This is a genomic window from Flavobacterium sp. KACC 22758 (genome assembly GCF_028736135.1).
Classification (GTDB): Bacteria; Bacteroidota; Bacteroidia; order Flavobacteriales; family Flavobacteriaceae; genus Flavobacterium; species Flavobacterium johnsoniae.
The window spans coordinates 3,006,673-3,029,600 of record NZ_CP117878.1 but is presented as its reverse complement, the minus strand read 5'-3'; the positions used below and the strand labels follow the sequence as shown (position 1 = coordinate 3,029,600).

The window sequence follows — 22,928 nt, the reverse complement described above, 5'->3', positions numbered from 1 at the left end:
TAAAGATTTTTGAAAAAAGAGAAGACTAGTTTAGTTTTTCAGTAGTTTCCAATCGTAAACAATGCTCGGTTCCTAAATAAAGCGGGTTGCCGTGTTTTTCAGACCAAAAGCCGTCCAGAACATCTTTGGTAATACATCTATAAACCGCAACACCTTTATAGGTTTTATTATCGTCGCCTTTATAATTGAAATTTATAACCAGAATATTGTCTTTAAAGAAACCGTGGCCTTTTTGTATCTGTGAATTGTTAATAACCCATTTCGCAGTTATTCTATTGTTTTTGTCAAGCGACAAACTCAAAATTCCTTTATATGTTATTTGATTGCTTTCGTCCTGATTGCTTCCCGAAATGGAAAAATTGCCAACTAAATCCTGTATTGTCATTTACTTTTTTGATGTAGAAAATTAATTTACTGTTTAGCGATAATTTTATTAAATACTATATAAAATATCAGCCAGACAGAACCATGCAAAAATAAAGAATCTAATATTGATTTTAATAAAAACAGTACATCTTAGCTGTATTAGATTTTAAAGTAAATTGGTTGAATTTGCAAAGGAGTATTTTAAGTTCATTTTTAACTTCAATATTAAGTTGTAATTTGACTTTATATTTTATTATTTCGCATTTTTATTATACTTCTATGAGATTTTTATTTTTACTTTTCATTTTTATTCTTTCTTTTTCAACAAATGCGCAATCTGTAAGCGGGATTATAAATAATGCCGACGGAAAACCTTTATCAGATGTTTTAATTCGGGATTTGGTTTCTAAAACGCACGCTCATACGGATATAAACGGAAAATTTACATTAGAACAAACCAAAACAAATGACAGCCTTCAAATTTCTAAACAAGGTTATATTACACAAAAAATAAAACTGTCTTCGGATGCTTTTCTTTCTATTCAATTAGAAGAAAAACCTTTTTTATTAGAAGAAGTTACGATAACCAACAGCCTTAAATATTTAAATACTATTTCTAAAATAGATTTAGAGATTCAGCCTGTTTCAAATTCGCAGGATTTACTGCGAAAAGTTCCGGGGCTTTTTATTGGCCAGCATGCGGGCGGGGGAAAAGCAGAACAGATTTTCCTGAGAGGTTTTGACTGCGATCACGGAACAGATATTAATGTTACAGTAGACGGAATGCCGGTAAATATGGTTTCGCACGCACACGGACAAGGCTATGCCGATCTTCATTTTGTAATTCCGGAAACGGTAGATAAAATAGATTTTGACAAAGGCTCTTATTTTGTTGATAAAGGTGATTTTACAACAGCCGGATATGTTGGTTTTACTACTAAAAATGCCCTGCAGAATAGTTCTGTTTCTTTTGAAGGAGGTCAGTTTGATACTTTTCGCACCGCTGCTTTGTTCAATTTATTGAATAAGGAAAATCAGTCGGCTTATTTTGCAGGCGAATATATGATGACAGACGGTTATTTTGATGCACCGCAAAACTTCAACCGAATTAATTTATTTGGAAAATATTCGGCTAAAATGACTAATGGCAACCGATTGGCAATTTCGGTTTCGCATTTTAAAAGCCAATGGGATGCCAGCGGCCAAATTCCGGATCGTGCTGTAAACGACGGAACAATTTCTCATTACGGCGCAATCGATCCAAATGAAGGAGGAAATACAGGAAGAACCAATTTTAATTTACAGTACGATGCCAAAATTGATGAAAACAGCCAGATCAAAAACACGGTTTATTTAAGCAAATATGATTTTGAATTGTATTCGAATTTTACTTTTTTCCTGAATGATCCTGTAAACGGAGATCAGATCAAACAAAAAGAAAATAGAACCATTGTAGGTTTTCAGTCTGAATACGATCAAAAACTAAATGAAAAATGGCTTTTTAAATTAGGTGCCGGACTGCGAAATGACAATAACAAAGATGTAGAATTATCGCATACCGTAAATCGTAAAACTGTTTTAGAGTATTTGAGTTTAGGTAATGTAAACCAAACGAATCTTTTTGCTTATTCGAGCCTTGATTTTACGTCAGGAAAATGGTTAGTAAATGGAGGTTTACGTTTGGATTATTTTAAATTTGGTTACGAAGACCAATTGGCACCAACTTACAGCAATCAAACGCAGACGAAAGCAATTGTGAGCCCAAAACTGAATTTTTTATACACTCAGAATGAGAAAATAAATTACTTTTTAAAATTAGGAAAAGGATTTCACAGCAATGATACACGTGTAGTAGTGGCTCAAAAAGGAGAAAAAATCCTTCCGGAAACCTATGGAGCAGATTTAGGAATTAACTGGAAACCTTTTTCAAGAATGATTATCAATTCGGCTGTTTGGTATTTGTATCTGGCGCAGGAATTTGTATATGTGGGTGACGAAGCTGTCGTTGAACCAAGCGGAAAAACAGAACGAAAAGGATTTGATTTTGGTTTTAGATATCAATTAACGAATTGGTTATTCTGGAATACTGATTATACTTATACACACGCAAGAGCAATAGACGAACCCAAAGGAAATGATTATCTGCCATTGGCTCCGGCTCATACTTTAATGAATGGATTTTCTGTAAAAGACCTAAAAGGATTTTCTGGAAGTTTAAGAACAAGATTTTTGGGAGATCGTCCGGCAAATGAAGATAATTCGGTAGTTGCCAAAGGATACTGCATCACAGATTTTTCAGTAAACTATCAAATTAAAAAGGTATCGATAGGACTAAACATCGATAACATTTTTAATACAAAATGGAAAGAAACGCAATTCTTAACAGAATCAAGATTAGCAAATGAAACTGATTCTGTTGAAGAAATTCATTTTACCGCCGGAACACCATTTAATGCAAGATTAATTTTAAAATACAGCTTGTAAAATTGAACATTTAGTTTATAAAAAAATCCCTCAAAACATTTCTTTTGAGGGATTTTTTTATTTTTTTTATAATTGAGTCAGTTAAAACAGAATTTCTTCATTTGAACTGCTTTTAGAAGCATCATTTAAAACCTGACTGCAATTAAAATTATTTTTTTCGGGTTTTTCGTCCCAGTCTCCCCAATCTCCTTTATATGTTTTAATACAGATTAGTTCATTATTATCTCCTGAATAAATCCGTGTACCGCAAATACTGCTGTAGTTTTGGCTGTATTTTATTTTTAAATTTTCCATGATATGATGAGTTTAAGTTTTGTTTGGGTATGTTTTGACAAGTATTATTGATATAAACACTGTGTTTATTAAATATATCTTTCGGAAGTAAAATTAATTCTATTGGTTTTCAGTTAGTTATATTATTTTTTAAAACACTTTCATAATTCACATTTTTAAAACAAAATATTTTAATGCTTTATCAATTTACTGATAAATAGATTGTTATGAATATTGTAAAATCAATTTACAATTATGAAACATATAAACTTTATAACAGCCTAAATTTGAAATATACATGCAAAAAATATAATTATGAGAACAGTTATTAAGTTACACGTTATGCTGGTTCTGATTCTGACAGGATTATTAGGTTCCTGTAAAAACAATCAGGACGGATACAGTGATGAAATCCAGACAAGTGAAACATCACTTGACAGTACAAAAATGGCGGCTGACACTACACAAACTGCTAATGATTCTGGAGTAAGAGAAGAAGGGGCTAATACTGGGGCAATGAGTTCTGGTAGTAATAACAGTTCTGCAACAACTGCCGGAAAAGGAAGCGGACCCGGAGAAAGCGCTGAAGATGGTTCGACTTATTCAAAATCTTCAGGATTACAAAAAGACAGTATTAAGTCTAAAACTAAAACCGCTAAAAGCAAAAATGAAAAATAGAGATTTTTCATTTTATGTTTCTCTGCGTTAAAAAAGCCTCTAAAATTATTTAGAGGCTTTTTTGATTTTAATTATTTTCGAAACTTATTTAACTTGAAATTTGTGCAGATCACTTGTTGCAGGTCCATTTGTAACTGTTCCGTCTGCAGCAAATCTTGAACCGTGACATGGACAATCAAATGTTTTTTCGTCAGAATTCCATTTTACAATACAACCTAAATGAGGACAAACAGCAGAAAAAGCCTGCAGGGTATTATCATAATCACGATAAACGGCTACTTTCTTTAATCCTATGGTAAGAATGCCTCCGTCTCCAGCTTTTAAATCGGCTGTATTATTTAAGTCAGATGCCGTAATCCAGTCTAAATACTGTGATGCCATATTTCCTGCTTCTTTAATAAAATCGCCAAAGGCTTTAAAAGTAATTCGTGACGGATTGTATAAATCTTCCCATTTATTTTTTATACCAAGAATTTGATCCGTAATAATCATGGCTCCAATCGTGGCATGCGTCATACCGTTTCCAGAATCACCTGTAATGATGTAAATATTTTTATCTCCTGGATTTCTTCCCATAAAGCCTAATGAATCATAAGGCTCCATAACCTGCCCAGACCATTTATAGCTAATTTCGTCCAGCATTGGAAAATATTGTCTTGTCCAGGTTTCAAGTCTTTCATATCGTTCAGCTTCAGAAATTCCTTCCTCATCTGCTTGTCCTGTTTTATGATCTTCACCACCTGAGATCAATAAATCGTATTCGTCGTCAAAACTTTCCAAACGCACATAATGATAAGGCTGAGAAACCCATTTCGACTTTGTATCACCAGTATCCCACCATAATGCATAGGGTAAAGAACCTTTTGGGATTTTACCGCCTATTACATAAGTTCTATAAGCGTGCTGTTTGGTGTGCATGGTTAGAACATCATTAATTGGAGTATTAGTTGCCACGACAATTTGTTTTGCCTGAAAATTAAAACCATTTACAACTGCTCCATTTTTTGTAATATTTTCTGCGTGTGCCTCAGTAAAAATGGTTCCTCCAAGATTGATAACAGCTTGGGCAAGACCTTTTAGATAATGCAGAATGTGGAATTGGCCTTGGTTTTTAAATTCAATAGATTTTTGATTTTCTGCTCCGGCTAAATATGGCGTATTATTGAGCATAGTAGTATTAAGTCCGGCTTTTTGAACAGCATTAAATTCTTCTTCGAGATTTTTTTCTTTATCACTAGGATGAAGAAACAAATAACCGCTTACTCTTTTAAAAGAACAGTCTATTTTTAGATTGTTTACTATTTTTTCAATTTCATCTATTGCGGCACTGTGACTTTCAGCCGCCAGATGTGCATTTTCTTTGCCAAAAGTATTTTCAAGATAATAATAACGATCATCAAGTGCACAGGTTAAATGTGCTGTTGTTCTTCCTGTTTCTCCGCTTCCTAAAAAACCGTCTTCAACCAAAACTATTTTCTTTCCGGCTTCTAAAAGTTTATAAGCCGTGGTGAGGCCCGCGATTCCGCCTCCAATAATAAGTACTTCTGCTGCTATATCCTGATGCGGTTTCTCAAAAGCTAAAATTGAAGTTGTATCGATCCAAAAAGAAACATTATCTCCAGAAGTAATACTTCCTTCGTTTATTTTATCAGCTGATTTCATTCTGTATCATTTAATATTTATAAAATTGATTTTGCAAATCACTGATATCAAAGCTACTAACAAGAATTGACTATTGCTTACAGTATTGATTCTCAATTTTATATGATTGCCAGTTTACTTAATTTTTATTCTGTTATTATGTGCGGTATGCAAGGCATTGTACTTTAATACAGCAGAAAATACCAATGCAAAAAAGCCTTTATAACTAAGTTTATTTTTAAGTATCTATAAAAAATAGTAACTTTAATATTCTATGATAAAAAGCTTTAGTAACATATAATAGTTTTATTATTGATTTTAGATATCTGCTTATAAAACTACCCTAATATATTATTTATGGCAAAACTAATTTGAAAATATTTTTCAATAAGTTTTATCTATCAGAAAAGAATTAGAAATGATAAATACTCAGGATTTTCTCTTTCTATACTTAGTAATTTAGTAAAAAATAAAAATTTCGAATTATGGAGAATCAATCAAACGACATTAGCAAGTGCCCTTTTCATAATGGCAGTATGGATAATCAAGCCGCATCAGGTACAAAAAATAATGACTGGTGGCCCAAACAATTAAAGGTGAATATCCTGAGACAGAATTCATCTCTATCAAATCCTTTAAGTAAAGATTTTGATTATGCAGAAGCTTTTAAAACTCTTGATCTTGAAGCTGTAAAAAAAGACCTTCATGTACTTATGACAGATTCACAAGACTGGTGGCCGGCAGATTTTGGTCACTACGGAGGGCTTTTTATCCGTATGGCATGGCATAGTGCGGGAACTTACCGTGTACACGACGGGCGAGGCGGAGCAGGAGCGGGACAACAGCGTTTTGCACCTTTAAACAGCTGGCCTGATAATGTGAGTCTTGATAAAGCCAGAAGACTTCTCTGGCCCATAAAACAAAAATACGGACAAAAAATTTCGTGGGCTGATTTAATGATACTAACAGGAAATGTAGCTCTTGAATCTATGGGTTTTAAAACTTTTGGATTTGCAGGAGGAAGAGCAGATGTGTGGGAACCGGACGAATCTGTTTACTGGGGTTCTGAAACCACATGGCTGGGAGGCGACGAACGTTATAGTAATGGTTCAGAGGGTGTGCCGAAAGATCATGGAGTTGTTTCTGCAGATGATGATGCCGACGGAAAAGTTCATTCAAGAAATTTAGAAAAACCTCTTGCTGCAGTTCAAATGGGGCTTATATATGTAAATCCAGAAGGTCCTGACGGAAATCCTGATCCTATTTTAGCAGCAAAAGATATACGAGATACATTCGGCCGAATGGCTATGAATGATGAAGAAACGGTTGCTTTAATTGCCGGAGGCCATACTTTTGGTAAAACTCACGGTGCAGCTTCATCTGATCACGTAGATAAAGAACCTGAAGCAGCTGGTTTAGAACTGCAGGGTTTTGGCTGGAAAAATAGTTTTGGATCAGGTAAAGGTGCTGATGCTATTACAAGCGGACTTGAAGTTACATGGACTAAAACTCCAACACAATGGAGTAATAATTTCTTCGAAAACTTATTTGCGTTTGAATGGGAACTTTCTAAAAGTCCGGCAGGCGCGCACCAATGGGTTGCAAAAAATGCCGAAGCAATTATTCCTGATGCTTTTGACAGTACAAAAAAGCATCTTCCAACAATGCTTACTACTGATTTATCTCTAAGGTTAGATCCAGAGTATGAAAAAATATCACGCCGCTTTTTAGAAAATCCTGATCAGTTTGCCGATGCCTTTTCCCGTGCTTGGTTTAAGTTAACACATCGTGACATGGGACCGCGTGCACGCTATCTTGGACCAGATGTTCCTCAGGAAGTATTGTTATGGCAGGATCCTATTCCAGAAGTAAACCACAAATTAATAGACGAAAATGACATAAAACAGCTGAAAGAAAAAATACTAAATTCAGGATTAAGTATTTCTCAGTTAGTTGCCGCTGCTTGGGCTTCAGCATCTACTTTTAGAGGTTCAGACAAGCGAGGCGGGGCAAATGGCGCACGTGTAAGACTGGCTCCCCAAAAAGACTGGGAAGTAAATAACCCGGCTAATCTTGCTCAGGTTTTAAGTAAATTAGAAACTATTCAAACAGAGTTTAATGCTTCGCAAAATGATGGTAAAAAAGTTTCTTTGGCTGATTTAATAGTTTTAGCAGGTTCTGCCGGAGTCGAAAAAGCGGCTAACGAAGCAGGAAGTTCAGTTGTTGTACCTTTTAATCCAGGTCGTATGGATGCATCTGCAGAAGAAACAGATGTCGAATCATTTGGATATCTGGAGCCAAAAGCAGATGGTTTTAGAAATTACAGAAAAACAAAATCAGCAGTTTCTACAGAGGAACTTCTTATTGATAAAGCGAATTTGCTGACTCTTACTGCACCTGAACTTACGGTGCTTTTAGGTGGTCTTCGTGTACTTGATATTAATGCAGACGGTTCAAAAAATGGTGTATTTACACATCGTCCGGGTCAATTGACCAATGATTTTTTTGTAAATCTGTTAGATATGAATACACAATGGCAGGCTGTTTCAAACGATAAAGAACTCTATGCAGGAAATGACAGAAGCACCGGACAGCCTAAATGGATTGCAACACGTGCAGATCTTGTTTTTGGATCTAATTCAGAATTAAGAGCTGTTGCAGAAGTATACGCAAGCACTGATGCAAATGAAAAATTTGTAAATGATTTTATTAAGGTATGGACTAAAGTTATGAATCTGGATAGATTTGATTTAGCTTAATAGCTGATATTTATAATTGTATTTAAGACGCCATTAATTGGCGTCTTTTTTTTGATATAAGTCATCCTTATAAAAATTGATTTCTATACTCACAGTTTGTACTTTTGCCCTTATGAGTGATAATTTTACAAACGAATATTTTGGCATAGGAATACAAAATGGTAAAACACCAGAAAACTTAGGTGTTTTGTGGAGATCTGCCCAAAATCTGGGTGCATCTTTTATATTTACCATAGGAAACCGATATGCCAAACAAGCCTGTGATACCCACGATGCAGTAAAAGCAATTCCTTATTTTCATTATGAAACTTTTGAGGCCTTTTTTGAAAATTTACCAAAAGGCGCACGTCTGGTTGGAGTTGAATTATCTGAAAAAGCAGTAGATTTAGAAACCTTTGAACACCCAAGACGATGCGTTTATTTATTGGGAGCAGAAGATCATGGTTTATCGAAAAAAGCAATGGATAAATGCCATCATTTAGTAAAATTTAAATCAGAAAAAAGTTTAAATGTTGCTGTGGCGGGAACTGTTGTGATGTATGACAGGAATTTATCCAAACCAAGATCTTAAAACGAAAATGTAATAATTTGTATTTCATAATGTTTAAAGAAAATTAGCAGATCTTTTTATGATAAACGACTATAAAAAGCATGATTTATATGGAATGACATTAATTCAAAAAATTGAATTAACACCGCCTTTTAAATTTGACTTTCCAATTACTGAGCAGGCTTGCTTTTTATATGTAAAAAAAGGTGAGATTGATTATTATGTTGATAACGAAAATGTTAATATTTCTGCAAATTATTCATTATTGGTAAATTGTATGGATTCTGGTAAACAATTGCATAATTCAAATTCCAATAATAATTGTGAAATAGTTATTGTAACGTTCTATCCTGAAATATTAAAGAAAATATATGAAAAGGAACTTCCATTATTGTTTCAAAGACCTGAAAGTTTAATATCGAATAAATCAAGTGAAAGAATAAATAACGATTTTTTAATTCAAAAGTATATCGAAGGATTATTGTTTTATTTTGAAAATCCGTCTTTAATCAATGAAGACATATTAGTTCTAAAATTAAAAGAAATTATACTCTTATTGTCTCAAACACAAAATTCAGAATCAATACAGCTGATATTGTCCCAGCTTTTTTCTCCCACTACTTATAGTTTCAGACAAATAATCGAAGCAAATTTATTTTCGCAGCTCACTATTGAAGAATTAGCACAACAGAATAATTTAAGTGTATCATCGTTTAAACGCGAATTTTCAAAAATATATCATGATACTCCTGCGAATTACATTAAAACTAAAAAGCTTATCAAAGCGGCAGAGATGCTTCAGGTTTCTGACCAGCGTATTACTGAAATAGCTTTTGACTGCGGTTTTAATGATCTGGCAAATTTTACCAAAAGTTTCACCAGCAAATATGGTATCAGTCCCACAAATTACAGACAGAAACTTAAATAATTAATACTAACTAGAATTTTGTTTAAAGTTTTTATGAACGAAATCACCAAATAATTGAACTATTTGACAAAACCATTTCTGTTAATCTATCGGAAGTTTGTACTGTTTTCAAACAAATTTAAATTAATACAAAATGGGATTATCAAGTTTAGGAATTTTTCACACTATTATTGGTGTAGGCGCAATTATCGCGGCGTTAGTAGATTTTATCAAATATGGTAAAATCAATTTGAACAAATTATCTGGTAAGATATATTTTTACGGAACGATCATTACATCGTTAACTTCATTAGGCATCTCTAAACATGGAGGTTTTAATCCGGGACATGCTTTTTCTATTTTTATAATCTTTTTGGTACTGGGAGCTTATTTTCTAAATGCAAAGAGAAAAAATAGTGCGAGAGCCCGTTATTTCGAAAATTTCTGGTTGTCTTTTAGTTTCTTTCTTTCTCTGGTGCCAACAGTCAATGAAACTTTTACCAGAATTCCTGTGAGTCAGCCTCTGGCCAAAGATATTACCGATCCAATAATAGGAAGAACACTTCTTTTTCTGCTTTTACTTTTTGTTATTGGTTCTGTTTATCAGTTTTTCAGACAAAGGTTCATTAACAGAGCTGACATTTTAGAATAAGCTCAGGGAATATTTTTTAAATTATTGAATAAGCTTTAATATTCAGTAGTTGGTTTTGTAGTCTCTCGCGAGAATATTCCAGAACAGACAACTTCCAATCAAGAACCTTTTACCGGAGTGTATGTTATAGTTCTTAAAAAGACTCAAGTTATGTAACCGCAGTCGAAACAGATAGAATGGGGTATGAAATAGAAATAAAAAAGATGAGCTGTAATACTCATCTTTTTTTATTTTATATCTTGATATATTTTTCCTTATTTTAAAACGTGTTTTTGCGTTAGAAAAACATGGACATCGTTAGTGTTTTTTATGAAATAAAAGCAGGCCGATACCAATACCAATTCCGGCAAACATTGCCAGTTTAAGATCTGATGTGTTTTTTGCAGACGGATTTCCGTAAACCCGCAGCGGTTCTTTTGACTTCGCCAAAACGTTACCGGGGTTATTTTCTTTATTCTTATTAAATTCCATTTTAGTGCGTACAACGGCAGATGCAGCGTTGATGATTACTTTAGGGAATAATCTGTAAAGGTTTGTGGCAGCGGCAGCCTTAAAATCAGGAAACAGATCTTTTTTAGGATTTTTAGCCAGCTCTACCATTTTAGAGGCCGTATCACGAGGATCTGACGCAATAAAAGGTATTGTCATATCAAAACCGGAATATTTTGCTGAATGAAGATTACCAGTAGAGTTTTGAAGCTGCGGATAAAGATTGCAGATGTGAATGTGCTGTCGGTTTGATATTTCGCCCTGCAGGCATTCCATGAGCCCCCTTATTCCATACTTGCTGGCAGAATAAACCGCACTGTAAGGTGCAGGCATATAACCGCCTATCGATATGTTATTAATTAAAATGCCTTCATTTTGTGTTTTAAAAATTTTAATGGCATTATAAGCCCCATGCATATAGCCAAATAAATTGGTCTTGATTACCTGATGATGGATTTCTAAAGGAATTTCTTCAAATTTCCCGCTGGCCATAACTCCCGCATTGTTTACCCATATATCGATTTTTCCTCCTATTGCCTCAGCTGATGCAGCTACTTTTTCTACCTCTTCTGCAATAGACATATCTGCAGAAACGCCAACAGCCTGCACACCTAATTCACGGCATAATTTCACTATTTCATCTATTCCTTCTTGTCCTCTGGCCGCTAGGATTAGGTTGCATCCTTCATGGGCAAATGCTTCCGCCGCAGCTCTGCCTACACCGCTGCTTGCTCCTGTAATGACAACGTTTTTTCCTTTAAGGCTATTTTGGACTACTGTTTTATCTGTCATAATTGTATTATTTAGATGATTAAATTATAAATGGAAGTGGGTGAGTATATTTTTGAATGTCGCCACACTGTTTTTTTCATTAGTTCTGCTCGAAGTGCTTTTTATAAAAAGTTTTTTTTCTGAAGTTCTTGAACTCTGTGTTCTGTTCTTCTGATTTAGAAATTTCATAGCGCATAATTTAATAATGAATAATTGTTTTGCGGTAATTATAAAATTATGCTAAAAGATTTCGTTGCGGTTATATAATTTTTAGCGTTAATTATTTAATTAAGAGGCTGCTGAAGGAATGACGTACTGGTAATTTTATAAAATCAGAATGAAATTAAATACTTCTGTAAGCTGTGGATGTTTGTAATTTTATGATAGTTAAAATATTTATAATCAAAATAATAAGTTATGGCAGAAATTAAAATTGAGAAGAAAAAGCCCTTATGGCCGTGGATTGTGGCCATCCTGTTAATTGCGGCAGTTGCCTATTATGTCTTTATACAAGATGATGATACAAATAAGAATATGCGCGTAGAAACTGAAAACGCCGTAGGAACAGACACTATAGCAGAGTAATAAAGAGCAAGACAGTATGATCTGCAGAGATTTACTGCGATACAATTAAGACGGACATAATTATTTTAAGTCTGTCAAAAAAATAAGTGTAACACATAAACAAAATACCATGGATACGAAACAAAGAAATTTATACCGACTGGATGAACTTTCTGATTATAAGATTGCTTCTAATTACTCAGATGTAAGAGGATGGAAAATAGTAGATGCTGACAACCGCACTATAGGAACTATTGATAACCTCTGGGTCAATAAGGATATGCAGCGAGTAATTTACCTGGATGTTAAGGTTGATAAAAAATTAATAGAAGACGGACGCAAAGAAGTACACGATGCTATTGCTTACGACAATGGCAAAGAGTTTGTCTATAAGGATGGTGACAGCCACATTATCATACCCATTGGATCGGTAAACATTAATAAAGACACAAAGATTGTCATGGCCAACAGCATAGGATATGACACTTTTAGAAATACAAGCAGATATAACAGCCAGGATAAGTTCGACAGGAACTATGAAAGAAATGTAATGCGATCTTATTATCCTTCTAACGATCCTGAATTTTATGACAGTGATGATGATAAATTTTACAATCGTCGAGAGTTCGAAAATCATTTATAATGTCATTACTCCAGTATAACTGTTCAATAATAAAAAGAATTAATTATGGAAACAGAAATTTTTAATTTAGAAAAAAAATATTGGCAGGGCATGGAGGATCACCAATATGAAACAGTAAAAAACCTCACTCATTTTCCATGTATAATAGCTGGAAGAAATGGCGTGCAGAGTGTAGATGAACCCAGTTTTAAAAAAATGTTTGAGTCCGGCGAAGGTAGTAAAATAAAAGTATTAGGTTATTTAGATGTTATATCCCAGCTGCCGACTCAACAAACTGCGGTAACAGCCTATGTTATCGAATTATTGGATACAAAAGAAAATAAATCTGTTAAATGTTCCTGTACGTCTACATGGATAAAAGAAAATGACCGCTGGCTGTGTATGCTTCATACCGAAACAGAATTATCTTAGAAAAATTAAGAGGTAAAGAGATTGCAGAATTTATATAAAATACAGATTGCAGAACAGCATTCCATCGCTTTTTAACCATTGCTTTGGAATGTTTTCTTTTTTCAAAAACTGCAGCCGAATCTTTATAGAAATGGATAGTTTCCTGTAAAAGGAAGTTTTATTCTTCCCAGTTTAATTCATAAAAAAGCAGATCTTCTTCCTGAGTCGTATCTTCTCCAATCCCTTCTGGTGCATAATAATGTTTTTCGTATTCCATGATTTCTTTGTTTATGTGGTTCGTTTAAGACTATCTCTCAGACATATTAGTTTCTTTCATATTAGTTTCTTTAAAATTATTTTTTTTACTTTAATTTGTTTTATATAATTTCATTTCAGCCTTTTAAAATTTACATTTTTTAGATTTCCATTTTTAGCACTAACATGAGTATACATAAGTGTAAATAGCATGTTATTACAAAGTTTTTCATACTTATTACAAATTAGGGTGAGTGGGCTGTGATATCGTTTTATTTTGTTATAAAATTGTATTCAATTTAAAGACAAAAAGGACTTTATTCCAGACTTATTCCCTTAAATTAGTAGTGGCATGAAATACAAAAACATATTACTAGTCAATGATAATACTGATGATGCAGAGATTTTTGTGTCAGTCTTGAATGCAATCAGCCATAAAATCAGATCTTCTGTAGAGGAAAGTGCACTTGAAGCTTTAAAAAAGCTTCAGGATTCAAAAATATGTCCCGATATAATCTTTTTGGATTATAATATGCCTTATTTTGATGGAAGCGGCTTTCTTAAATTACTTCGTGATATTAAAGGTTTAAGAAAAATTCCGATTGTACTTTATTCCCGAAATTCAGGAATTATGCTGCAAGATGAAATAGATAAATTCAAGAGGGTGAAATTTTTGAAGAAAAATGGAAACTTTAAAAAGCTTTTTGAATCATTGCAAAAAATAATTATAGGGAAAGAAAAAAAGAATTGTGACTTGAAATTATAATTTTGGGCGCTGATGCCTAAGAATTCTTAAATAAAAAAGGTTTTGAGAAATACTCAAAACCTTTTTTATTTAAGCTGTTTTTTATTTTTCTAATTGTATAATTTTAGAAATTACATTGCTTTTTGTCAGCAGTTTTTCATTTGGCTGACTTCCTCCAATCGAAATTTTGATTTTGCCTTCATATTGTTTTAAACTGCCTTCTGGTGTAACATAAGAAAGATCTTCAGGAGAAAGATTAAAGGTAATTGTTTTATTTTCACCAGGTTTTAAATTGAATCGATCAAATCCTTTTAAACTTTTCAAAGGTGTTTTTATTGCTGCATCCTGATTAATTAAGTACAGCTGTGCTACTTCTTCACCTTCTGTTTTTCCGGTATTTGTTACTTTAACCGAAATAGAAACAGATTGCCCTTTTTTAATTTTGACAGGAGTTTTTAAATCACTGTATTTAAATGAAGTATAACTCAGTCCGTATCCAAATCCGTATAGCGGCGTTCCTTTAAAATAACGATACGTTTTATTATCCATTTTATAATCTACAAAAGAAGGTAAATCTGAATCGCTTTTGTAAAAAGTAACCGGAAGTCTTCCCGCCGGGTTATAATCTCCAAAAATTACATCGGCCGCTGCGGTTCCTGCCGATTGTCCGCCGTACCAGATATTTAATATTGCCGGAATATTTTCTGCTTCCCACGGAATTGCTATTGCGCTTCCCGTCATCATGGCAAAAACTACTGGTTTCCCTGAAGACTGAAGCGCTTTTAAAAGTTTGGTCTGTACCTCTGGGAGCAGGATAGAGGTGCGGTCGCCTCCTTTAAATCCGGGAAAATCGACAGGCATTTCTTCTCCTTCCAGCTGCGGCGAAATACCGCCCGCAAAAATAAAAGCATCAGCATTTTTATGACGTTCAATTAAATCTGCAAAATTGGTTTTTACAAAATTTCCGGTCTGCAGCGATACTTCTGCTTTTCCTTCTCCCTGCCAATATTCCAATACTATTTTATAAACCGTATTTTTTTTGGTTTCCAGTTTAAAAGTTTTTTCTCCCCATCTATTCTTCTGCCAGGCATTTACGACTTCTTTTCCGTTTATTAAAAAGCGATAACCGTCATCGGCTTTAAGTTCAAAAGTAACAGAACCGTCCTGATCTGCTGTAAAGTTTGTAGTATAACGCGCAGAGAAATGATTTGCTTTGATGTTTTGAATTACAACTTCTCCTTCCTGCCAGAAATTATTGATTTCTGATTCGGTTCTAACTGCTTCAGGTTGCCCTGAAAGAGTAGTATTATTGTAATATTCAGCCTTAAAACCTTGTTTTCCTTCGTATGAATATAGATTTTTCAAGTCTTTGTAAACCAGTAAAGTATCATTTGTAAAGTTAACTGCTTTCTCATAAATAACTTCTGTTTCAGGACTCACTTTTTCTTTAATACCCTGCAAAACTGTAGTCAGTTTAGACGGAGTTCCGTTATAATTTCCTAATATTGAGATAGCATTGTCGGCGTTTGGTCCCAGAATCACAATCTTTTTTAGGTTTTTATTTAAAGGAAGAATATTTTTTTCATTTTTAAGTAAAACGATAGATTGTCTTGCCATTTTTAAAGCATGTAACTGATGTTCAGTGCTTTCTAAAACAGAAGATGGAGTCTGCGCATATTTTACCATCGATACGGGATCAAACATTCCAAGTCTGAAACGAATCATAAAAAGACGTTTTACAGAAATATCAATCTGTTTTTCGCTGATTTTTCCATTTTTAACAGCCTTAACAAGTGCTTTATAAGCATCGGTGCCGCAATCAATATCAGTGCCATGAAAAACGGCATCGGCAGCGGCAGATTCTGCATCGGGATGCGTTTTATGATTTTTGAAAAAATCATCAATCGCCCAGCAGTCTGAAGTAACATAACCTTCAAATTTCCATTCTTTTCTCAAAATATCATTCATTAAAATATCACTTGCACAACAAGGCTGTGTTCTAAATGCATTGTAAGCACACATAACACCGGCTACATTCGATTCGGTTATTAATTTTCTAAAAGCAGGAAGATAAGTATCCCAAAGTTCATAAGGCGTTACATCAACATCAAAAGTATGTCTTAGCGATTCCGGACCGCTGTGAACAGCATAATGTTTAGCACAAGCGGCGGCTTTTAGGTATTTAGGATCATCTCCCTGCAGGCCTTTTACAAAAGCGTCACCTAAAACCGCTGTTAAGTAAGGATCTTCTCCATAGGTTTCCTGTCCGCGTCCCCAGCGAGGATCACGAAAAATATTAATATTTGGAGTCCAGTAGGTGAGTCCCAAATAACGCTCGTTTGTTCTTTTAAGTTCTACCGCTTTATTGTATATAGCCCTGCCTTCAAGAGCAGAATAGTCGGCCATTGTAAAGAGCGAATTTTTATCAAAAGTTGCCGCCATTCCAATGGCTTGAGGATAAACCGTCGTTTTAAACGGAGTTCTGGCAACTCCATGCAAGGTTTCATTCCACCAGTCATAAGCAGGAATACCTAATCTCGAAATTTCAGGTGACGAATTTAGCATTTGAGAAACTTTTTCTTCTAATGTTAAACGACTCACAAGATCATCAACTCTCTGTTCAAAACTCAGTGATGGATTTTGAAATTGAAAATCATACTTTTTGTCTTGTGAATGGGAATAAAAACAAATTAAAAATAAGAGGCAGTATATCGTTTTTTTCATCTTCATAGAATTATTTTTTGGTGTAAAAGAATTAAGGTTAGATAGTAAAGGTGATTGCAACCGATTGTGTAAATAAAATAATTTTTTTTCAATTACATATTATTGTGCTTAAAAAATAATGGTATTTATATTAAATAGAAGATACTATTGATTTTTATTGACTTTATTTAGGTATTTATAATTATTATTTAAACTGGCTGATTACTTTTTTATGTATTGCCAGCCATTGTTAATAAGAGAGAAGTGATTCAATATTTGGAATTGCACTTCCAAAATGATTTCATAATTATATATAATAGGTTTAATTGAACATAAAAATGTTTGAAAATATATAGCTGTAAAAAGTTATTCTAAAAACAAATAAATCTCTAACTAACCTTTACATAGTATATAAAATAAAGTTGGGTTGAAATAATTCATAAAAAACGAATCGTCTCATTTTAAATGCCGTATAAATTAACAACCGATTGTTTAAATTGGCTTTTTATGCACTTTTTGGCTTTAATTTATTTTAAATTTCTATTGTTATTTACAGCTTTTGTATTGAAATATCTTGCATTTAACATTATTTTTACTTCAATTTTTTCTAAATACAGCAAATATTTACTCTTTTATTCTTTTGTTAAATTTTATAAAAAATCATTTTATAATTGATAACAATCGATAGCTTCTGAAATGTTTTTTTAATAAAAAATCAATATTTTAATTGTAAAATTAGTTTTTACATTTTTTTTAGAGGCTTTTTTTTTGTAATTATCAATAAAAATTTACACAACCGATTGTGTATTATTTGTTTTTCTATATATTTGTTTTAAATACACTTATTAACTAAACCAAAGTTCTAACTTAATTTAAATCAATTTTTATGACTAACTTTTTTGTTACAAGTAAGCACAAGCGTTTTAAATGCTTATGTTTTTTGATGTTAATGCTTGCGTTTTCCTATCATATGGATGCGCAGACAACAGTCACAGGTATGGTATCAGATGCCAATGGACCAATTCCTGGAGCGAATGTAAATTTAAAAGGTGCTAAAAATGGAGTAAGCACCAGTTTTGATGGTAATTATTCTATTAGTGTTCCTTCAAATGGTACTCTTGTTTTTAGTTTTATAGGTTTGAAAAGCAAAGAAGTTGCTGTAAACGGACAAAAAACTATTAATGTTACTCTTGAAGAGGATTTAAGTACATTAAAAGAAGTTGTTGTTATTGGGTATGGTACTCAAATGAAAGAGTCTGTAACAGGTTCTGTTGCCTCGATAGGAGGTAAAGAGTTAAATGAAGTTCCTGCTGCAAACATAACGCAGGCTCTTCAAGGAAGACTTCCGGGGGTTGAATTAACACAGACGTCTTCAAAACCGGGAGCGGCAATGCAGATTCGTATTCGTGGAACCAGATCACTTACAGGAAGTAATGATCCTTTGATTGTACTTGACGGAGTTCCATTTGCAGGTTCGATAGGAGATATTAATCCTGTTGATATTAAATCTGTTGATATTTTAAAAGATGCTTCGGCAACTGCTATTTATGGTTCGAGAGGAGCAAATGGTGTTATCATGATTACCAGTAATAAAGGACGTAAAAATCAGCAGGCAACATTTAGCTATAATGGTTTCAGCGGTATAAAGCAGGTTTTTGGCAAATATCCAATGATGAATGCTGAAAGGTTTGCAGCTCTTCGTGATTATGCCGGATTATATACTGATGGTGTTGATGAATCTAGAAGCACAAATACAGACTGGCAGGATTCACTTTATGGAGCTGGTGAAATGATCAGCCATGATGTGAGCGTTGCGGGTGGAACAGAGAAAGGTTCATACAATGCAGGATTAGGTTATTATAAAGAAGAATCGGTTCTTCCGGGACAAAAATTCGAACGTTACAGCCTTAGAGCGGGTGTAGACCAGCAGATTGGAAGTGCATTTCGTATAGGATTTACAACAAATAGTAATTACGCTGTAACAAATGGAGATAACATTGGAACAGGAACTATTTTAGGAACTTCTCCGCTTGCGAACCCTTACAGAGCTGACGGATCTTTGAAAAGAATAGTAAGTATGGGTGCTGATGATCAATGGGTTTACACAAGACAATCAATTAAAAACTTAGGTGAATCGTATATTAATTTAACCAGAGCTTTTAGTTCATACAATAATATCTTTGCCGAATTAAAAATTCCGGGAGTTAAAGGTTTAAAATACCGCCTAAATACGGGATTAAATTTACGTACTTCAAACAGCGGTTATTATGAAGGGCAGGGAGTTTTTGATGTAAACCCGGCTACTTTGTCTAATGCTTCTATAACGAATGCATTGTCTACTCAATGGCTTATTGAAAACCTTTTGACATACGACAGAACATTTGCGGATAAACATACTGTAAACTTTGTTGGTCTTTATTCAAATGAGCAGTATACAGGAAACAGCTCTCAGATTTCAAGAAACGGAATTACTTCTGATGCATTTCAGTTTTACAATTTAGGTCAGAGTGAAGAAGAAGCAGTTATTAATCCGGCAAATCAGGATTATACACAATGGGGACTTCGTTCTTATATGGCCAGACTTATGTATTCGTATGACAATAAATATTTCATTTCAGGAACCATACGATCTGATGGATCTTCAAGATTATCTGACGGTAATAAATGGGTAACTTACCCGGCAGTTTCTGTGGGTTGGAATGTTTCAAATGAGTCATTTATGAAAGGCATTAAGGAAACAGTTAATTTAGTGAAACTGCGTGCTGGTTATGGAGAAACTTCTAATCAGGCAGTAGCACCTTATGCTACTTTGGGAGCTTTAAGCACGAGACCTTACAATTTTGGAAACACAAATTCTACAGGTGTTTATGTAACAGAACTGCCAAACCCAAATTTAGGATGGGAGTTTTCTACTACATGGAACTATGCTCTTGATTTTGGATTATTTAATAATCGTCTTTCTGGTACTGTAGAATATTATAATACACAAACAAAAGACCTTTTACAAAGAGTAGGACTTCCTGCAACATCTGGTGTAAGCAGTTATGTGGCTAACGTGGGAGCTACAGAAAATAAAGGATATGAAATATCTTTAAACGGAGTAATTCTTGACAATCCGGAAGGATTAAGCTGGTCAGTTGGATTTAACTTATATGCTAACAAAAACAAACTGGTTTCTCTTGCTTCAGGAGCAGAAAGAGACGAAGCAAACTCTTGGTTTGTGGGACGTAACATAAACTCAATTTATGATTATGAAAAAGTTGGAATCTGGCAGGAAGGTGATCCTTATATGTCAATTTTAGAACCTGGACCAACAGGAATTAATCAGCAGGGAACAGTTGTAGGATCGATCAAGGTAAAATACACAGGAGATTTTAACCCAGACGGATCACCAACCAGAGCTATAAATGCAAATGACAGACAAATTATAGAAACCGATCCTGATTTTCAGGGAGGTTTCAACACAAATTTAACTTACAAAGGTTTTGATTTTTCTGCAGTTGGAGCTTTTAAAAGCGGCGGTGTATTAATCAGCACGCTTTACGGCGGTGCAAGTTACCTTAACTTAATGAACGGACGAAGAAGTAATGTTGAAGTTGATTACTGGACGCCAGATAACAGAGATGCAGAGTTTCCTAACCCAAGAGGTATCAGAAGCGGGGATAATCCTAAATACATTTCGACAATGGGTTATTTTGATGCTTCTTATGTTAAAATCAGAGCGCTTACTTTAGGATATACATTAGATCAGGATTTTATTAAAGATTTAGGTATTAGTAAACTAAGAGTTTATTTTACAGCACAAAATCCATTTGTATTTTTCTCTCCTTATCATAAAGCATCAGGAATGGATCCTGAAACCAACTCATTTGGAGATGAAAATCAGGCAGTATCCTCTTACCAAAGAAGATTTTTGGTTATTGGTACTAATACTCCTAGCAGCCGAAATTATTTATTTGGACTTAACTTAACATTTTAATCAAGAAGAACTATGAAACGATATATTTTTAGAAATTTAATAATAGGATCAGTAGTTTTATACTCCTTTGCCAGCTGTACTGATATTCTGGAAGAAAAGCCGCATGATTTTTATGAACCGGGTTATTTTAAAACAGAACAGGGAGTAATACAAGGATTAACTTCTCATTATGCCCACCTTCGTTATATTTACGGACAGGCTTATTTTTATAATGCTACACAAACAGGTACAGATGAAGCAACGTATGCACAGAGTGCAGACGGAAATTTTAAAGATCATGATTTATCCGGAGTTGGTGTAATTAACCCTAATTCAAGCCGTTCTGATGTTTTATGGAACAATTCATACAATGATATCAACACGGCCAGCGGTATAATCGAGAACGGAGCTGCTGTAGGAGTTTCAAGCAGTCTTATTGCCGAGTCAAAATTTTTCAGAGCTTTCGATTATTTCTTATTGGTTCAGACTTTTGGAGGCGTGCCATTAGATTTAGGAGCTGGAGAATTGAAATTTAACAGCAAGCCTTCGAGATCTTCAAAACGTAATACAGTTCCGGAAGTTTATACAAAAGCTGTTTTTCCAGATTTAAAAGCAGCAGTTGCTGAACTGCCGGATGCAGCACGATTAACAGGTACTGCAACCAAAACATTAGCTCGTTTAATATTAGCAAAAGCGTATTTGACTTATGCATGGTGGCTGGAAAATCCAAATAATATTCCAACTTATCCTGAAGCACCGCGTACAGATCCTGACGGACATAACGCACAATGGTATTTTCAGCAGGCTTATGATTTAGCCGTAGAAGGAATTAATAATCCTGGTCCTTATGCCTTATTGGATTCTTTTTATGATGTAAACGCAGGTCCAAATGACAGAAATAAAGAAGTAATGTTATATGCAGATCATACTGAATCAAGCGAATATTACAACGGAGGAAGTCTTACTTACGGAAGCGGCGGAGCACCTGATAACTTCGCAGGCTGGATGGTAACCTGGAATTACACTTCTATTAGAAGTAAAAACGGAAGCGCTTCGGTTTCTTCTGTTCAGCGTGAAGCCAATCAGTTTTTAGGACGTCCATGGACAAGAATGGCGCCTCCAATTGAAGTTTTCACCAAAACTTTTGCAGATAAAACAAATGATTCAAGATATGACGGAACTTTTGCAGCAGTTTATCGCGGTAACTGGAATTTGCAGGGAACAGGTCTAACAACTGTACCGACTTTAACCAATGCAAACGGATTAACAATTAAACCTGGCGACGCTGTATTAACGTTTTTAAATGATGAACCATTAACACCAATTACTTATCCTTCTGGACAAGGAGACAGTGGTGTTGGAGCAGGAATTTTACCGGGAAGAGCTGATTATGTTATTTCTCCAAACGGAATAAGCAGAATTGTATATCCAGGTTTCTGGAAATTAGGGCCATATCGTACCGATAATGCCGGCGGATTAGGACAGCCTAATGCTGCAAGTACAAGACCTTACCCAGTGGCAAAATTCTCTGAGTTGTATCTGGTAGCGGCAGAAGCTGCTGTTAAAGGTGCAACGGGAACACTAAGCGCAAGAACCCTTGTAAACGTGATAAGAGCGAGAGCAGGAAAATGGCGCTGGGATAATAACGGAAATACAGCAAAAATAGCAGACAACAGTGCAGCTATGACCACTGCAACTCCGGCAATAATTGATATTAATTACATTTTAGCAGAACGTTCACGTGAGTTTTTTGGAGAAGGATACCGCTGGTATGATTTAGTAAGAACTCAAAAATGGAATGAGATTGCAGGAAAATATTCAATTGGCGGATCTAACTATGGTCAGCATACACCTGAAGTTGTAACCAGAACTATTGATGCACATCATTATTTAAGACCAATTCCTCAAGGACAGTTAGATGGTATGGAAATGAGTGCAGATGAAAAAGCTAAATATCAAAATCCGGGTTACTAGATTAACTTTTTAAACAAATTTAGATCCTATTTATAAGAGTTGATTTTACGGTTACTTTTTGATGATCTTAAGTTTGTAAGTTGAAAGCCGAGGGCATTTTCTCTCGGCTTTTTAATATTTTTTTGA

The 22,928-nt window shown here is 34.4% G+C and carries 17 protein-coding genes; 12 read left to right on the top strand and 5 right to left on the bottom strand.

Annotated elements, in window-relative coordinates; translation table 11 throughout:
- Positions 1–25 precede the first annotated feature (25 nt).
- The gene (locus PQ462_RS13035; RefSeq protein WP_274250273.1) at positions 26–385 is read right to left on the bottom strand and encodes a hypothetical protein; all 360 of its coding nucleotides are present in this window, start codon (positions 383–385) and stop codon (positions 26–28) included.
- A 260-nt stretch (positions 386–645) separates the two neighbouring features.
- Here PQ462_RS13035 and PQ462_RS13030 point away from each other — a divergent pair, with 260 nt between their 5' ends.
- A complete protein-coding gene (locus PQ462_RS13030; RefSeq protein ID WP_274250272.1) occupies positions 646–2,850 on the top strand; it encodes a TonB-dependent receptor in 2,205 nt (734 codons plus the stop codon).
- Positions 2,851–2,931: 81 nt separating this feature from the next.
- Here the strand turns inward: PQ462_RS13030 and PQ462_RS13025 are convergent, their stop codons facing one another.
- On the bottom strand, positions 2,932–3,144 hold the full coding sequence (locus PQ462_RS13025; protein WP_012025877.1) for a hypothetical protein: 213 nt from the start codon (positions 3,142–3,144) through the stop codon (positions 2,932–2,934).
- Between the two features lie 294 nt (positions 3,145–3,438).
- Here PQ462_RS13025 and PQ462_RS13020 point away from each other — a divergent pair, with 294 nt between their 5' ends.
- Complete coding sequence (locus tag PQ462_RS13020) at positions 3,439–3,801, top strand: hypothetical protein (protein WP_274250271.1); 363 nt, start codon at positions 3,439–3,441, stop codon at positions 3,799–3,801.
- Between the two features lie 84 nt (positions 3,802–3,885).
- Here PQ462_RS13020 and PQ462_RS13015 read toward each other — a convergent pair whose 3' ends face one another.
- Positions 3,886–5,463 (bottom strand): FAD-dependent oxidoreductase, encoded by a 1,578-nt coding sequence (locus PQ462_RS13015; protein WP_274250270.1) that lies wholly within the window; start codon positions 5,461–5,463, stop codon positions 3,886–3,888.
- A gap of 464 nt (positions 5,464–5,927) precedes the next feature.
- On the opposite strand from PQ462_RS13015, the gene katG reads away from it, so the two are divergent.
- From katG to PQ462_RS12995, 4 genes are all read left to right on the top strand, one after another.
- Positions 5,928–8,201 (top strand): catalase/peroxidase HPI, encoded by a 2,274-nt coding sequence (gene katG, locus PQ462_RS13010; protein WP_274250269.1) that lies wholly within the window; start codon positions 5,928–5,930, stop codon positions 8,199–8,201.
- A gap of 112 nt (positions 8,202–8,313) precedes the next feature.
- Positions 8,314–8,772, top strand: a complete 459-nt coding sequence (locus PQ462_RS13005) for an RNA methyltransferase (RefSeq protein ID WP_012025873.1) — start codon at positions 8,314–8,316, stop codon at positions 8,770–8,772.
- A gap of 58 nt (positions 8,773–8,830) precedes the next feature.
- Complete coding sequence (locus PQ462_RS13000) at positions 8,831–9,679, top strand: helix-turn-helix domain-containing protein (protein WP_274250268.1); 849 nt, start codon at positions 8,831–8,833, stop codon at positions 9,677–9,679.
- 133 nt (positions 9,680–9,812) lie between these two features.
- Positions 9,813–10,310 (top strand): hypothetical protein, encoded by a 498-nt coding sequence (locus PQ462_RS12995; RefSeq protein WP_274250267.1) that lies wholly within the window; start codon positions 9,813–9,815, stop codon positions 10,308–10,310.
- Between the two features lie 297 nt (positions 10,311–10,607).
- On the opposite strand, the gene PQ462_RS12990 is transcribed toward PQ462_RS12995, so the two are convergent.
- Positions 10,608–11,591 (bottom strand): SDR family NAD(P)-dependent oxidoreductase, encoded by a 984-nt coding sequence (locus PQ462_RS12990; protein ID WP_274250266.1) that lies wholly within the window; start codon positions 11,589–11,591, stop codon positions 10,608–10,610.
- Between the two features lie 396 nt (positions 11,592–11,987).
- Between PQ462_RS12990 and PQ462_RS12985 the strand changes: the two genes are divergently transcribed.
- The 4 genes from PQ462_RS12985 to PQ462_RS12970 all read left to right on the top strand — a co-directional run bounded on the left by PQ462_RS12985 (position 11,988) and on the right by PQ462_RS12970 (position 14,188).
- Positions 11,988–12,155: a hypothetical protein gene (locus PQ462_RS12985; RefSeq protein WP_274250265.1), complete on the top strand. Its 168-nt coding sequence runs from the start codon at positions 11,988–11,990 to the stop codon at positions 12,153–12,155.
- 109 nt (positions 12,156–12,264) lie between these two features.
- A complete protein-coding gene (locus PQ462_RS12980; protein ID WP_012025863.1) occupies positions 12,265–12,777 on the top strand; it encodes a PRC-barrel domain-containing protein in 513 nt (170 codons plus the stop codon).
- A gap of 45 nt (positions 12,778–12,822) precedes the next feature.
- Positions 12,823–13,188, top strand: a complete 366-nt coding sequence (locus PQ462_RS12975; protein ID WP_274250264.1) for a DUF4440 domain-containing protein — start codon at positions 12,823–12,825, stop codon at positions 13,186–13,188.
- Between the two features lie 586 nt (positions 13,189–13,774).
- Positions 13,775–14,188, top strand: a complete 414-nt coding sequence (locus PQ462_RS12970; protein ID WP_121361021.1) for a response regulator — start codon at positions 13,775–13,777, stop codon at positions 14,186–14,188.
- An 81-nt stretch (positions 14,189–14,269) separates the two neighbouring features.
- On the opposite strand, the gene PQ462_RS12965 is transcribed toward PQ462_RS12970, so the two are convergent.
- Positions 14,270–16,897, bottom strand: coding sequence for a beta-glucosidase (locus tag PQ462_RS12965; protein ID WP_274250263.1), 2,628 nt, complete (start codon positions 16,895–16,897; stop codon positions 14,270–14,272).
- Between the two features lie 859 nt (positions 16,898–17,756).
- Here PQ462_RS12965 and PQ462_RS12960 point away from each other — a divergent pair.
- The gene (locus tag PQ462_RS12960; RefSeq protein ID WP_274250262.1) at positions 17,757–20,849 is read left to right on the top strand and encodes a SusC/RagA family TonB-linked outer membrane protein; all 3,093 of its coding nucleotides are present in this window, start codon (positions 17,757–17,759) and stop codon (positions 20,847–20,849) included.
- Positions 20,850–20,861: 12 nt separating this feature from the next.
- Positions 20,862–22,802, top strand: coding sequence for a RagB/SusD family nutrient uptake outer membrane protein (locus tag PQ462_RS12955; RefSeq protein ID WP_012025858.1), 1,941 nt, complete (start codon positions 20,862–20,864; stop codon positions 22,800–22,802).
- Positions 22,803–22,928: the final 126 nt, after the last annotated feature.